Source organism: Pseudomonas sp. AAC, assembly GCF_000725445.1.
GTDB lineage: Bacteria > Pseudomonadota > Gammaproteobacteria > Pseudomonadales > Pseudomonadaceae > Pseudomonas > Pseudomonas citronellolis.
This window is the reverse complement of record NZ_KL647094.1, coordinates 826,714-840,112: the sequence shown is the minus strand read 5'-3', so window position 1 is coordinate 840,112 and position 13,399 is coordinate 826,714. Positions and strand designations below refer to the sequence as shown.

Genomic DNA, 13,399 nt, shown 5'->3' with positions numbered 1-13,399 from the left:
AGAGCGAGAGTGAATTTATGAGCCTGAATCCGAGAGACGCCGTCATTGTCGACTTCGGCCGCACCCCGATGGGCCGTTCCAAGGGCGGGATGCACCGCAACACCCGTGCGGAGAACATGTCCGCGCACCTGATCAGCGGCGTGCTTGCACGCAACCCGAAGGTCGACCCGGCGGAAGTCGAGGACGTCATCTGGGGCTGCGTGAACCAGACCCTGGAACAGGGCTGGAACATCGCGCGCATGGCCTCGCTGATGACCCAGATCCCCCACACCAGCGCCGGCCAGACCGTCAGCCGCCTGTGCGGCTCGTCGATGAGCGCCCTGCACACCGCCGTGCAGGCGATCCAGACCGGCAACGGCGACGTCTTCGTCGTCGGCGGCGTGGAGCACATGGGCCATGTCGGCATGATGCACGGCGTCGACCCGAACCCGCACCTGTCGCTGTACGCCGCCAAGGCCTCCGGCATGATGGGCCTGACCGCCGAGATGCTGGGCAAGATGCACGGCATCACCCGCGAGGCCCAGGACAAGTTCGGCGTGCGTTCGCACCAGCTGGCGTGGAAGGCCACCCAGGAAGGCAAGTTCAAGGACGAGATCATCCCGATGGAAGGGTATGACGAGAACGGCTTCCTGAAGGTCTTCGACTTCGACGAGACCATTCGTCCGGAAACCACCCTGGAAGGCCTGGCCTCGCTGAAGCCGGCGTTCAACCCCAAGGGCGGCACCGTGACCGCGGGCACCTCCTCGCAGATCACCGACGGCGCTTCCTGCATGATCGTCATGAGCGCCCAGCGCGCCAAGGACCTGGGCATCCAGCCGATGGCCGTGGTCCGCGCCATGGCCGTGGCGGGCGTCGACCCGGCGATCATGGGCTACGGCCCGGTGCCCTCGACCAACAAGGCGCTCAAGCGCGCCGGCCTGACCATCGACGACATCGACTTCGTCGAGCTCAACGAAGCCTTCGCCGCCCAGGCCCTGCCGGTGCTAAAGGACCTCAAGCTGCTCGACAAGATGGACCAGAAGGTCAACCTGCACGGCGGCGCCATCGCCCTGGGTCACCCGTTCGGCTGCTCCGGTGCGCGCATCTCCGGTACCCTGCTGAACGTGATGAAACAGAACGGCGGCACTCTGGGCGTGTCCACCATGTGCGTGGGCCTCGGCCAGGGCATCACCACCGTCTTCGAACGCGTCTAAGCTTTCGTCGATGGACGAGCCGGGGCCTTGTGCCCCGGCTTTCGTTTTTCCGGGCGTGGGGGATTGCCCCGATCGCCCGGGGCCTGGAGAATCGCGGCTTTTTTGCCGAGGAGGGCAGCGTATGGAACTGCAGACCGGCCTGTACCGTCACTACAAGGGCCAGCACTACCGCGTGCTGGGCGTGGCGCGGCATTCGGAGAGCGAGGAGACCCTGGTGGTCTACCAGGCGCTGTACGGCGAGTTCGGCCTCTGGGTGCGCCCGCTGGGCATGTTCACCGAAGCGGTGGAGGTGGACGGCGAGCTGGTTCCGCGCTTTGCTCTGGTGAGCGCCGAAAACGACCCGCTGGGATTGACCCAGGTCGGTTTCGGCGAATCCTGAACTTGACCTTGGGCGGACCACCACTATATATAGCGGTGCCGTTCCGGGCGCCTCCCTCCTTATATTCATCTTCTCGAAGCAGGAATCTTCCGATCCATGGGTAAATCGCTGGTCATCGTGGAATCACCGGCCAAGGCCAAGACCATCAACAAGTACCTGGGCAGCCAGTACGTGGTGAAGTCGAGCATCGGCCACATTCGCGACCTGCCCACCAGCGGTTCGTCCAGCGCGAAGGAGCCGGCCGCGGCCAAGGCCCGCAAGAGCGCTGCCGAAGCCCCTGCGCTGTCGCCTAAGGAGAAGGCCAAGCGCCAGCTGTTCACCCGCATGGGCGTGGACCCGGAGCACGGCTGGAAGGCCAAGTACGAGATTCTCCCCGGCAAGGAGAAGGTGATCGAGGAGCTACGCCGCCTGGCCAAGGATGCCGACACCATCTATCTCGCAACCGACTTGGACCGCGAAGGGGAGGCCATCGCCTGGCACCTGCGCGAGGCCATCGGCGGCGACGACAGCCGCTACAAGCGCGTGGTGTTCAACGAAATCACCAAGAAGGCCATCCAGGAAGCCTTCTCGCAGCCCGGCGAGCTGGACATCAACCGCGTCAACGCCCAGCAGGCGCGGCGCTTCCTCGACCGCGTGGTGGGCTACATGGTCTCGCCGCTGCTGTGGTCGAAGATCGCCCGCGGCCTGTCCGCCGGCCGCGTGCAGTCGGTGGCGGTGAAGCTGGTGGTGGAGCGCGAGCGCGAGATCCGCGCCTTCGTTCCCGAGGAATACTGGGAAATCCACGCCGACCTGAACACCCCGCGCGGCGATAAGGCCCGCTTCGAAGTGGTGCGCGAGAAGGGCGAAGCCTTCAAGCCGCTCAACGAAGCCCAGGCCATGGCCGCCCTGGAGAAGCTCAAGGCCTCCAGCTACAGCGTGGCCAAGCGCGAGGACAAGCCGACCTCCAGCCGGCCCTCTGCGCCCTTCATCACTTCGACCCTGCAGCAGGCCGCGAGCAACCGCCTGGGCTTCGGCGTGAAGAAGACCATGATGATGGCCCAGCGTCTCTACGAGGCCGGCTACATCACCTATATGCGTACCGACTCGACCAACCTGTCGGCCGACGCCATCGACATGGTGCGCGGCTTCATCGACAGCGAGTTCGGCAAGAAATACCTGCCGGCCAAGCCGAACTTCTATTCCAGCAAGGAAGGCGCCCAGGAAGCGCACGAAGCGATTCGTCCGTCCGACGTCAACCTGCGTCCGACCCAGCTGTCGGGCATGGAGCGCGACGCCGAGCGCCTGTACGATCTGATCTGGCGCCAGTTCGTGGCCTGCCAGATGCCGCCGGCCGAATACCTGTCCACCACCGTCAGTGTCGCCGCCGGTGACTTCGAGCTGCGCGCCAAGGGCCGCATCCTCAAGTTCGACGGCTACACCAAGGTGCTGCCGCAGCAGAGCAGGCCGGGCGAGGATGACGTGCTGCCGATGATGGACCAGGGCGATGCGATGAAGCTGCTCAAGCTCGACCCGAGCCAGCACTTCACCAAGCCGCCGGCGCGCTATTCCGAAGCCAGCCTGGTCAAGGAGCTGGAGAAGCGCGGCATCGGCCGCCCGTCGACCTACGCGGCGATCATCTCGACCATCCAGGAGCGCGGCTACGTCACCACCCACAACCGCCGCTTCTACGCCGAGAAGATGGGCGACATCGTCACCGACCGCCTCAACGAGAGCTTCTCCAACCTGATGGACTACGGCTTCACCGCCGGCATGGAAGAACACCTCGACGACGTGGCCCAGGGCGAGCGCGACTGGAAGCACCTGCTCGACGAGTTCTACGGCGACTTCAAGAAGAAGCTCGAAGTGGCCGAGGTCAGCGAGAAAGGCATGCGCGCCAACCAGCCGACGCTGACCAGCATCCCCTGCCGCGAGTGCGGCCGGCCGATGATGATCCGCACCGCCTCCACCGGCGTGTTCCTCGGCTGCTCCGGCTACAGCCTGCCGCCGAAAGAGCGCTGCAAGGCCACCATCAACCTCATCCCCGGCGACGAGATCGCCGCGGACGACGAGGGCGAGTCCGAATCCCGCGTGCTGCGCGGCAAGCACCGCTGCCCGATCTGCAGCACGGCGATGGACGCCTACCTGCTGGACGAGAAGCACAAGCTGCACATCTGCGGTAACAACCCGGACTGCCCGGGCTACGAGATCGAGGAAGGCCAGTACCGCATCAAGGGCTACGAAGGCCCGAGCCTGGAATGCGACAAGTGCGGCAGCCAGATGCAGCTCAAGACCGGCCGCTTCGGCAAGTTCTTCGGTTGCACCAACCCGGCCTGCAAGAACACCCGCAAGCTGCTGAAGAACGGCGAGCCGGCGCCGCCGAAGATGGACGCCATCCGCATGCCCGAGCTCAAGTGCGAGAAGGTCGACGACGTCTACGTGCTGCGCGACGGCGCTTCCGGCCTGTTCCTGGCCGCCAGCCAGTTCCCCAAGAACCGCGAGACCCGCGCGCCCCTGGTGAGCGAGCTGATCCCGCACAAGGACGAACTGGACCCGAAATACCACTTCCTGCTCGCCGCGCCGCAGAAGGACCCGGACGGCCGCCCGGCGGTGATCCGCTTCAGCCGCAAGACCAAGGAGCAGTACGTGCAGTCCGAGGTGGACGGCAAGCCCAGCGGCTGGCGCGCCTTCTTCGACGGCGGCAAGTGGAAGGTCGAGGACAAGCGCTGATGGGCGGCGTGCCCCGCGCAGGCGGGGCGCGCATATACTGCCGAGTGACCGCATGAGGGCGCGCTGATGGCTCAGGAACTCTACACCCGCACCAACCAGAAGCTGTATTTCGCCGGCCTGGCCCTGGAAGCCTGGCGCAAGGCGGAAGAGGCGCGGCCGATGAACGCCCAGGCGCTGGTGCAGGCCGAGCGCGAGGCGGCGTTGTTCCACCTGTATGGCGCGGTGCTGGGCGTAGCCCATGAGATCGCCGGCTACTACCGCCTGCCCGAGGCCAATGCGCCGCGCGTCGAGCTGCTGCTCAACGCCGAGGTGCTGGCGGCCTCGCCGAGCCCGGAACTGGCCGAGCTGGTGGAGCTGGCGCAGCAGCCGGAAACCTGGCTGGCGCAGCTGCTGGCCGCCTACGCCGAGCTGTTCCAGCCGCCGCGCGAGCCGCGCAAGGCCAAGGTCGACCCGACCCAGCCGCTGATCCAGGCCGTCAGCCTGGACGAGGAAGAGCCGCAGCTCCTGGGCAACGCCGAACTGGAAGCCTGGCGCAAGTCGCTGAAGGAAATGGTGTTGCGCTTCCGCGGGGCGCTGACCGAGCTCTGAGCCTGCCGGAAGTCGGTTGGGCTAGGGGAGAGCGGCCATGACTGTTACAATGGCCGTTCTGCTGTGAGAGAACCTAGCCATGCCGACCTCATTCCTGGAAATCGTTGAACTGCCCGATGGGCGCATCGTACTGCGCCGCGCGGAAGACGAGGAGGCGCTGGTGACCCTGGAGTTCTCCAACGACGCCAAGGGCTTCCTGCAGGGCCAGCACATCGAGATCGCCAAGGCGATGTTCAACGTCGGCGTGCAACTGGCCGGCCGCCTCGCCGAAGGTGGCGAAGTCGAGCAGGACGGCCCGCGCGTCCTGCACTGATTCCTTTCTTTTCTACCCCAGACGGATATTCAGGCTCTGCGCCTGCCCGGCGAGCGCCGCGCGGGACAGTTGCGCGCGTGCCTTGCCGCTGAGCGCCGGCAGCCAGCTGACCACCGTGTGGCTGTGGCCCAGGCGCAGCGCCTCGCAGGCCAGGCTCAGGGCGGAGGCCTGGTCGCGCGCCGGCAGCAGCAGGATACGCTCGCGGTTCAACCCGGCCTTGCGCAGCCAGTCGTGGGTGAGGCTGGCCGGCGGGGCGATCAGCGTCAGCCAGCGGGCGTCCTGCTCTTCGCTGAGTTCGCGCAGGATGGGCGCCAACAGGCTCTGGCAGTGGCCCGGCAGGCCGCGCAGCGACAGTTCGCTGAAGGCTTCGTCCTCGACGGCGTCCGGTTCTGCCAGCTTGGCCAGCAGGGGCTCTTCGGCGTTGGCCCAGAGCGCCTCCTGGAACAGCGGCAGTTGGGGTAGGTCCAGCGGCTGGGGATACTGCATGGGGCCTCCTGTCAGCGGCGGATGACGCCGACGCTCAAACCTTCGATGGTCAGTTCCTGTTCCTCGAGGTCGACCTCGATGGGCGCGAACTCGGGGTTCTCGGCGATCAGCCAGACCTTGCTGCCCTCGCGCTTGAAGCGCTTCACCGTGACCTCTTCGCCAAGGCGGGCGACGACGATCTGGCCGTTGCGCGCCTCGCGGGTGACGTGCACGGCGAGCAGGTCGCCGTCGAGGATGCCGACGTCCTTCATGCTCTGCCCGCGCACGCGCAGCAGGTAGTCGGCGCGCGGGTTGAAGAAGGCCGGGTTGATGCGGCAGGCGTCCTCGACGTTCTGCTCGGCGAGAATCGGCGCGCCGGCGGCGACGCGGCCGATGATCGGCAGTTCGTCCTCGTTGGCGGCGGCCTTGGGTTCGAAGCCGGGAATGCGGATGCCGCGCGAGGCGCCGGGGGTCATCTCGATGGCGCCCTTGCGGGCCAGGGCCTTGAGGTGCTCCTCGGCGGCGTTGGGCGACTTGAAGCCGAGCTCCTGGGCGATCTCGGCGCGCGTCGGCGGGTAGCCGTTGTCTTCCAGGCAACGCTTGATAAAGGAGAGGATCTCGGCTTGGCGCGGCGTCAGCTTCTGCATGTCCCTACTCTGTCTTTTTGTACAGTTGCTGGGATTATATACAGTGGTCGGCCACTGGCAACGAATTATTTTATCGGCCGGGGGCTGTAATTCGGCGGATTCGGCCAATGTCCCGCTGGCATCGTTCGTCGTATTGCCTGAAAATCCGCAACAATCCCCCCGCGCCAGGCTTGACAATGGATTGATTTGAAACGTAAGTTTCAAACAAGTGTTTGTCAGGTGAAATCATCCATGGCCCAGTCGGAAACCGTCGAACGTATCCTCGATGCTGCTGAGCAGCTGTTCGCGGAAAAAGGCTTCGCCGAGACCTCGTTGCGTCTGATCACCAGCAAGGCCGGGGTCAACCTGGCGGCGGTGAACTACCATTTCGGCTCGAAGAAGGCGCTGATCCAGGCGGTCTTCTCGCGCTTCCTCGGGCCCTTCTGCGCCAGTCTGGAAAAGGAACTGGACCGGCGCCAGGCCAAGCCCGACGCGCCGCGCGCCAGCCTCGAGGAACTGCTCGAGCTGCTGGTGGTGCAGGCCATGGCGGTGAAGCCGCGCAGCGGCAACGACCTGTCGATCTTCATGCGCCTGCTGGGCCTGGCCTTCAGCCAGAGCCAGGGGCACCTGCGCAAGTACCTCGAAGAGGTCTACGGCAAGGTGTTCCGCCGCTACATGCAGCTGGTCAACGAAGCCGCGCCGCGCCTGCCGCCCATCGAGCTGTTCTGGCGCGTGCACTTCATGCTCGGCGCCGCCGCCTTCAGCATGTCCGGGATCAAGGCGTTGCGCGCCATGGCCGAGAACGACTTCGGCGTGAACACCTCGATCGAGCAGGTGATGCGCCTGATGGTGCCGTTCCTCGCCGCCGGCATGCGCGCCGACAGCGGCGTCAGCGACCCGTCCCTGGCCGGCGCCCAGCCCAAGCCGCGCAGCAAGGCGCCGGCGCCGGCCAAGGTCTGAGCGCGCTGGGCCTGCCACGGCCGATCGGCTAAAGTAGCGGGCCATTCCTGCTGTCGCTGGCGGACGATGCCCGATCTCGACCTGCTGCACATTTCCCTCGCCGACCAGGTGCTCTACGGCTTCGCCGCGCAGCGTCTGGTGCTGCGTTTGCCCGTTTCCACCGCGCTGAACGGCGCCGGCGAGCGCCAAGGCTCCGGCTGCACGCCGCGCGGCCTGCACCAGGTGCGGGCGAAGATCGGCGAAGGCCTGCCCTGCGGCGCGGTGCTGCGTGGCCGGCGCTGGACCGGCGAGGTGTGGAGCCCGGCGCTGCACGAGCAGTTTCCCGGGCGCGACTGGATCCTCAGCCGCATCCTCTGGCTGAGCGGCTGCGAGCCGGGCGTCAACCGCCTAGGCGAGGTGGATACCTTCCGTCGCTACATCTACCTGCACGGCACGCCGGATTGCGAACCCATGGGCGCGCCGTTGTCCCATGGCTGCGTGCGCCTGCGCAACGCCGACCTGCTGCAACTCTTCCCCCGTGTGCCGCTGCACTGCCCCGTGCGCCTCGACGAGGCGCCGCAGCCGCAGTGGCGCGCGGCCGAACTCTGTTAAGGATTCCCCCATGCAAGGCTCCCTGATGCTCGACATCGGCGGCACCTGGCTCACCGCCGAGGACCGCCGGATCCTGCGCCACCCCGAAGTGGGCGGGCTGATCATCTTCGCCCGCAACATCGAAAGCCCGCGCCAGGTGCGCGAACTCTGCGCGGCCATCCGCGCCCTGCGCCCGGACCTGCTGCTGGCGGTGGACCAGGAGGGCGGCCGCGTGCAGCGCCTGCGCCAGGGCTTCCTGCGGCTGCCGGCGATGCGCGCCATCGCCGATAACGACAATGCCGAGCGCCTGGCCGAGCAGTGCGGCTGGCTGATGGCCACCGAGGTGCTGGCGGTGGGCCTGGACCTGAGCTTCGCTCCGGTGCTGGACCTGGACCACCAGCGCAGCGCCGTGGTCGGCAGCCGCGCCTTCGAGGGCGACCCCGAGCGCGCCACGCGGCTGGCCGGCGCCTTCATCCGCGGCATGCACGCCGCCGGCATGGCCGCCACCGGCAAGCACTTCCCCGGCCACGGCTGGGCCGAGGTGGATTCCCACGTGGGGATTCCCGAGGACGAGCGCAGCCTCGACGAGATCCGCCGCAGCGACCTGGTGCCTTTCCAGCGCCTGGCCGGCGAGCTGGATGCGGTGATGCCCGCCCACATCATCTACCCGCAGGTGGATGCCGGCCCCGCCGGTTTCTCGCGGCGCTGGCTGCAGGACATCCTGCGCGGCGAACTGGGCTTCGACGGGGTGATCTTCAGCGACGACCTGTCCATGGCCGGCGCCCACGTGGTGGGCGATGCCGCCAGCCGTATCCAGGCGGCGCTGAATGCCGGCTGCGACATGGGCCTGGTGTGCAACGACCGTGGCTCGGCGGAACTGGCCCTGGGCGCTCTGCAGCGCCTGAAGGTGAAGGCCCCCGAGCGCCTGGCGCGGATGCGCGCCAAGGCCTGGCCGGGCATCGAATACAAGCAGCTGCCGCGCTGGCAGCAGGCCGTGGGCGAACTGCGCGCGGCACAACTGATCGACTGAGGATTCGCCATGACCGTCTACGCCATCATCGGCGGCACCGGCCTGACCCAGCTGGAAGGCCTGACCCTGAAGGATTCGCTGAACCTGGACACGCCCTACGGCGCGCCCTCGGCGCCGATCCAGCGCGGCGAGTACGCCGGCCGCGAGGTGCTGTTCCTGGCCCGCCACGGCCACCCGCACCGCTTCCCGCCGCACCAGGTGAACTACCGCGCCAACCTCTGGGCGCTCAAGCAGGCCGGCGCCCAGGCGGTGCTGGCGGTCAACGCGGTGGGCGGCATCCACGCTGCCATGGGCAGCGGCCACCTCTGCGTGCCGCACCAGATCATCGACTACACCTACGGCCGCGAGCACACCTACTTCGCCGGCGACATCGATCACGTCACCCATATCGACTTCAGCCATCCCTATGACGAGGGGCTGCGCCAGAAGCTGGTGGCGGCGCTGCAGGCGCTGGGCCACCCGCACAGCAGCCATGGCGTCTACGCGGCGACCCAGGGCCCGCGCCTGGAGACGGTGGCGGAAATCGCCCGGCTGGAGCGCGACGGCTGCGACATCGTCGGCATGACCGGCATGCCCGAAGCCGCCCTGGCCCGCGAGCTGGAACTGCCCTACGCCTGCCTGTCGCTGGTGGTCAACCCGGCGGCCGGCAAGTCCAGCGGCATCATCACCATGGCCGAGATCGAGCAGGCCCTGCACGAAGGCATCGGCAAGGTACGCGAGGTGCTGGCGCGGGTGTTGGTGGGCTGATAGGCCTGCCGCCGCGATTCGTGCTGATCGCGGACAAGGTCCGCTCCTACCGCATGAGCGAGCATGGCTTTTCGTAGGATGGTGTTGAGCGAAGCGATACCCATCAGCGCAACTGCATGGGTTTCGCAAGCTCAACCCATCCTACGAGGAGCCCCTCGGCGCGCTCCTACAAGGGTATGGTGTGAGGGCGTACCTCTTATCCGCGAATCGCGCCGGGACGTCCGGTTATCGCGGACAAGGTCCGCTCCTACAATGGAACGCCATGCCTCCCGGCGGCTGTAGGAGCGGGCCCTGCCCGCGATTTCGCGCGCAGGGCGCGCGTATGGTGTGAGGGCGTACCCGTAGGAGCGGATCTTATCCGCGAATCGCGCCGGGAGGTCCGGCTATCGCGGACAAGGTCTGCTCCTACAATGGAACGCCATGCCTCCCGGTGGGCTGTAGGAGCGGGCCCTGCCCGCGATTTCGCGCGCAGGGCGCGCTCCTACATGAGAATCGTGCGGCAGGTCAGGCTTTCGGCAGCGGCGCGAAGAGGGCGTCTATATCGCTGTCCTGCAGTTGAAGACCACTGTCCTTGCCTTCTTCCAGTACACCGGCGGCCAGCGCCGCCTTCCTTGCCTGTAGCTGCTGGATCTTTTCTTCCAGAGTGCCGCGGGCGATCAGCTTGTAGACGAACACCGGCTTGTCCTGGCCGATACGGTAGGCGCGGTCGGTGGCCTGCTGTTCCACCGCCGGGTTCCACCAGGGGTCATAGTGGATCACGGTGTCGGCGGCGGTGAGGTTGAGGCCGGTGCCGCCGGCCTTCAGGCTGATCAGGAACAGCGGCACGCGGCCCTGCTGGAAGTCTTCCACCGGCTGGCGGCGGTCGCGGGTGTCGCCAGTGAGCAGGGCGTAGGGGATGCCGCGTTGCTCCAGCTCCGCCTGGATCAGTTCGAGCATCGAGGTGAACTGCGAGAACAGCAGCACGCGGCGGCCTTCCTCCAGCAGTTCGTCGAGCATTTCCAGCAGGCCGGCGAGCTTGCCCGAGCCCGCCGCAGGCAGGGTTTGGTCCAGCAGGCGCGGGTCGCAGCAGACCTGGCGCAGCTTGAGCAGGGCTTCGAGGACCACGATGTGGCTGCGCGCCAGCCCCTTGCGCTGGATTTCCGCGCGGACCTTGCTGTCCATGGCCAGGCGCACGGTTTCGTAGAGGTCGCGCTGGACGTCGCTGAGTTCCACCCAGTGGGTGATCTCGCTCTTGGGCGGCAGTTCGTTGGCCACCTGTTCCTTCTTACGCCGCAGCAGGAACGGCTTGATGCGGGCGTTGAGGTGGGCCAGGCGCTGGCTGTCGCCGGCCTTTTCGATGGGGGTGCGGTACAGGCGGGCGAAGCTGCGCGCATCGCCCAGCCAGCCGGGCATGACCAGGTCGAACAGCGCCCAGAGCTCGCCCAGGTGGTTTTCCAGCGGCGTGCCGGTCAGGCACAGGCGCTGGCGGGCGTCGAGCTTCGCCGCGGCCCGGGCCGACTTGCTGCTGGCGTTCTTCAGGTACTGCGCCTCGTCGAACACCGCCAGGTGCAGCGGCTGGCGGCTCAGCGCCTCGATGTCCCGCGGCAGCAGGGCGTAGGTGCTGAGCAGCAGGTCGTACTGGCCGAGTTCGTCGAAGCCCTTGTGGCGGTCGCTGCCGTGCAGGGTGAGCACGCGCAGGTCCGGGGCGAAGCGTTGTGCCTCGTCCTGCCAGTTGGCCACCAGGCTGGTGGGCATCAGCACCAGGGCCGGGCGGTCCAGGCGCCCGGCGCGTTTTTCCGTGAGAACGTGCGCCAGCACCTGCAGCGTCTTGCCCAGGCCCATGTCGTCGCCGAGGATGCCGCCCACTTCCAGTTCGCGCAGCGCCTGCATCCAGGCCAGGCCCTGCAGCTGGTAGGGGCGCAGCTCGGCCCGCAGGCCCTCGGGGGGCTGGCACGCTTGCTGGTGGTGGTCGCGCAGGCGCTTGGCGAAGCGCAGCAGGCGTTCGCCGCCCTGCCAGTGCAGGGGATGTTCGTCGAGCGGGGCGAGCAGCCCGGCGTCGGCGCTCGACAGGCGCAGGCTGTCGCCGTTGTTTTCCGGGCTGGCGAGGTACAGCCCCTCCAGAACCTGCAGTATCGCCTTGACCCGCTCCAGCGGCAGGCTGACCTTCAGCGGCTTGCCGTCGGCCTGGCGATGCGCGTGGAGCCGTATGGGCAGCTCGGCTCCGGGGGCGTTGGCTGCGCCATCACGCAGCGCCTCGGGGCGCTGGCGGAGCAGTTCCAGCAGCGGTTGCAGCAGGCTGACTTCCTGGCCGTCGACGCGGATGCCCAGCTCCAGGTCGAACCAGGCGTTGCCGGCCTCTTCCTCTATGTGGACGAACCAGTCCTCGACTTCGCTGAAGTCGAGGAGGAACTCGTCGGCCATCTCCACCACCCAGCCCTGTTCGCGCAGTTTCGGCAGGCCGCGGAGAACCGCGGGCCAGCGCTCGGCATCCGCCGAGAAGACTTCGGACTTGTACTCCAACTGGCGGGGAGTGTCGTATTTGCCGAGTTTCTCCAGGCCCAGCTTCTGCAAGCTCTTGCGCAAGGCCTGCTCGATCTTGGGTTGGCGCTCGATGGTGACGAAGCTGCCATCGACGTGGAAGCGGATCGGCTGGTCCTTGCGTGCAGGGCCATGCACCCGCTGCCCCTGATAGGCGAAGTCCAGGGCGGCGAGGTGGCGCAGTTCCTCGACGAAGCCATAGCGTTCCCTGCTGTAGGAGCGCTGGGTCAGGCTGGTCAGGTACAGGTGGGGAACGGGGCGGACGTCTTCCAGGCGCTGTTCCGCGTAGCTCACCGGCAGGGGCGCCTGGGGCGCCAGTTCCTTCAGTTGCAGGGCGAACAGCATGGCCTCTTCCTCGCTCACCGGCGGTGCGCTCGGCAGATAGCTGGCCAGGGCCTCGGGCAGGCCGTGGTGCAGCGGGCCCACGCGCAGGTTCTTGCGGTCGAGGTACCAGGGTGGCGTCAGTTGCGTCAGCAGTTGTGGCCGGGGCTCGGCGTCGGTATCCCAGGCGACCCTGTAGTCACCGTACTCGTCCCTGCGCCAGGCGAGCCGAGCGGGCAGTTCCGGGCCTGCGAGCAACTGGCTGGCCGGCGGGCCCAGGTCGAGGAACAGGCGCCCGCTGCGCAGGATCAGCTCCAGCAGCTCGGCGCCCTTGCGGCCCTTGAGCGCTATTTCGCTGGTGTGGGGCTGGGTGCCCGGGGCGTCCAGTGCGCGGACCAGGATTTGCTGGTCCACGGCATCCACGCAGGGCAGGCTCTGGGCTATCGAGGAGATGCGCAGGTAGCCCTGGAGTTTGCCGCCTGCCGTATGGGCGGCGGTGTGGATCAGTATTCGGCCGCTCTTGGTCAGGCGGTAGTACAGGGGCGACTCGTGCAGCGCCGTGCCGGGCGGCTGCTCCCTGAGGACGGCGGGCAGCTTCCTCAGCCAGTGCTGCAGGTCGTAGGACAGCTCGGTGGCGGTCCTCTGGGGTGGGCGGGCGGCTGGCGCGGGCTCCGCGGAGGTCGAGGGGGGCAGGCCTTCCAGCAGGTGCAGCAGCGCCGCCGCGCAATGCTTGCAGTCGAAGCCGACCGGGCAATCGCACTGGCAGTCGAGGGTGTCGCCGCTGGCGGAAAGGCCGATGCGCTGGCGGTAACGATTGCTGCCCGAGCCATCGCACACGCTGTCCAGTGTGCGCTCGGTCAGGCGGGTGATCTGTATCCGGCCCTCGCGGGCGTAGGCTTCGCCGCGGACCAGGGTGACGCTGGGGAACAGGCGGCGCCAGGGAATGCGTCGCAGATGCTCGATGAACGGCGGCATGCTGCCCCC

General features: G+C 67.5%; 12 protein-coding genes. 9 read left to right on the top strand and 3 right to left on the bottom strand.

Annotated features, from left to right (window positions below; all coding sequences use genetic code 11):
- Positions 1-17: 17 nt before the first annotated feature.
- From fadA to FG99_RS03440, 5 genes are all read left to right on the top strand, one after another.
- Entirely contained in the window at positions 18-1,193 is a 1,176-nt protein-coding gene (gene fadA / locus FG99_RS03460; protein ID WP_043267323.1) for an acetyl-CoA C-acyltransferase FadA, read from the top strand.
- Between the two features lie 121 nt (positions 1,194-1,314).
- Positions 1,315-1,572, top strand: coding sequence for a DUF1653 domain-containing protein (locus tag FG99_RS03455; protein WP_009621354.1), 258 nt, complete (start codon positions 1,315-1,317; stop codon positions 1,570-1,572).
- Between the two features lie 96 nt (positions 1,573-1,668).
- Complete coding sequence (topA, locus tag FG99_RS03450) at positions 1,669-4,278, top strand: type I DNA topoisomerase (RefSeq protein ID WP_043267321.1); 2,610 nt, start codon at positions 1,669-1,671, stop codon at positions 4,276-4,278.
- 66 nt (positions 4,279-4,344) lie between these two features.
- Positions 4,345-4,866 carry a DUF6586 family protein gene (locus FG99_RS03445; RefSeq protein ID WP_043267320.1) on the top strand — a complete coding sequence of 174 codons (522 nt, stop codon included), beginning with the start codon at positions 4,345-4,347 and terminating at the stop codon, positions 4,864-4,866.
- Positions 4,867-4,945: 79 nt separating this feature from the next.
- Complete coding sequence (locus FG99_RS03440; RefSeq protein ID WP_009621357.1) at positions 4,946-5,179, top strand: hypothetical protein; 234 nt, start codon at positions 4,946-4,948, stop codon at positions 5,177-5,179.
- Between the two features lie 12 nt (positions 5,180-5,191).
- Here FG99_RS03440 and sulA read toward each other — a convergent pair whose 3' ends face one another.
- Both sulA and lexA read right to left on the bottom strand, forming a co-directional pair.
- Positions 5,192-5,665, bottom strand: coding sequence for an SOS-induced cell division inhibitor SulA (sulA, locus tag FG99_RS03435; RefSeq protein ID WP_043267319.1), 474 nt, complete (start codon positions 5,663-5,665; stop codon positions 5,192-5,194).
- A gap of 11 nt (positions 5,666-5,676) precedes the next feature.
- Positions 5,677-6,291: a transcriptional repressor LexA gene (lexA, locus tag FG99_RS03430; protein ID WP_043267317.1), complete on the bottom strand. Its 615-nt coding sequence runs from the start codon at positions 6,289-6,291 to the stop codon at positions 5,677-5,679.
- Positions 6,292-6,522: 231 nt separating this feature from the next.
- On the opposite strand from lexA, the gene FG99_RS03425 reads away from it, so the two are divergent.
- From FG99_RS03425 to FG99_RS03410, 4 genes are all read left to right on the top strand, one after another.
- Positions 6,523-7,230: a TetR/AcrR family transcriptional regulator gene (locus FG99_RS03425; protein WP_009621360.1), complete on the top strand. Its 708-nt coding sequence runs from the start codon at positions 6,523-6,525 to the stop codon at positions 7,228-7,230.
- 66 nt (positions 7,231-7,296) lie between these two features.
- Positions 7,297-7,821 (top strand): L,D-transpeptidase, encoded by a 525-nt coding sequence (locus FG99_RS03420; protein WP_043267314.1) that lies wholly within the window; start codon positions 7,297-7,299, stop codon positions 7,819-7,821.
- Positions 7,822-7,831: 10 nt separating this feature from the next.
- The gene (gene nagZ / locus FG99_RS03415) at positions 7,832-8,830 is read left to right on the top strand and encodes a beta-N-acetylhexosaminidase (RefSeq protein WP_043267312.1); all 999 of its coding nucleotides are present in this window, start codon (positions 7,832-7,834) and stop codon (positions 8,828-8,830) included.
- 9 nt (positions 8,831-8,839) lie between these two features.
- On the top strand, positions 8,840-9,577 hold the full coding sequence (locus FG99_RS03410) for an S-methyl-5'-thioinosine phosphorylase (RefSeq protein ID WP_043267310.1): 738 nt from the start codon (positions 8,840-8,842) through the stop codon (positions 9,575-9,577).
- 504 nt (positions 9,578-10,081) lie between these two features.
- Here FG99_RS03410 and FG99_RS03405 read toward each other — a convergent pair.
- The gene (locus FG99_RS03405; RefSeq protein ID WP_081884556.1) at positions 10,082-13,390 is read right to left on the bottom strand and encodes a DEAD/DEAH box helicase; all 3,309 of its coding nucleotides are present in this window, start codon (positions 13,388-13,390) and stop codon (positions 10,082-10,084) included.
- Positions 13,391-13,399 lie beyond the last annotated feature (9 nt).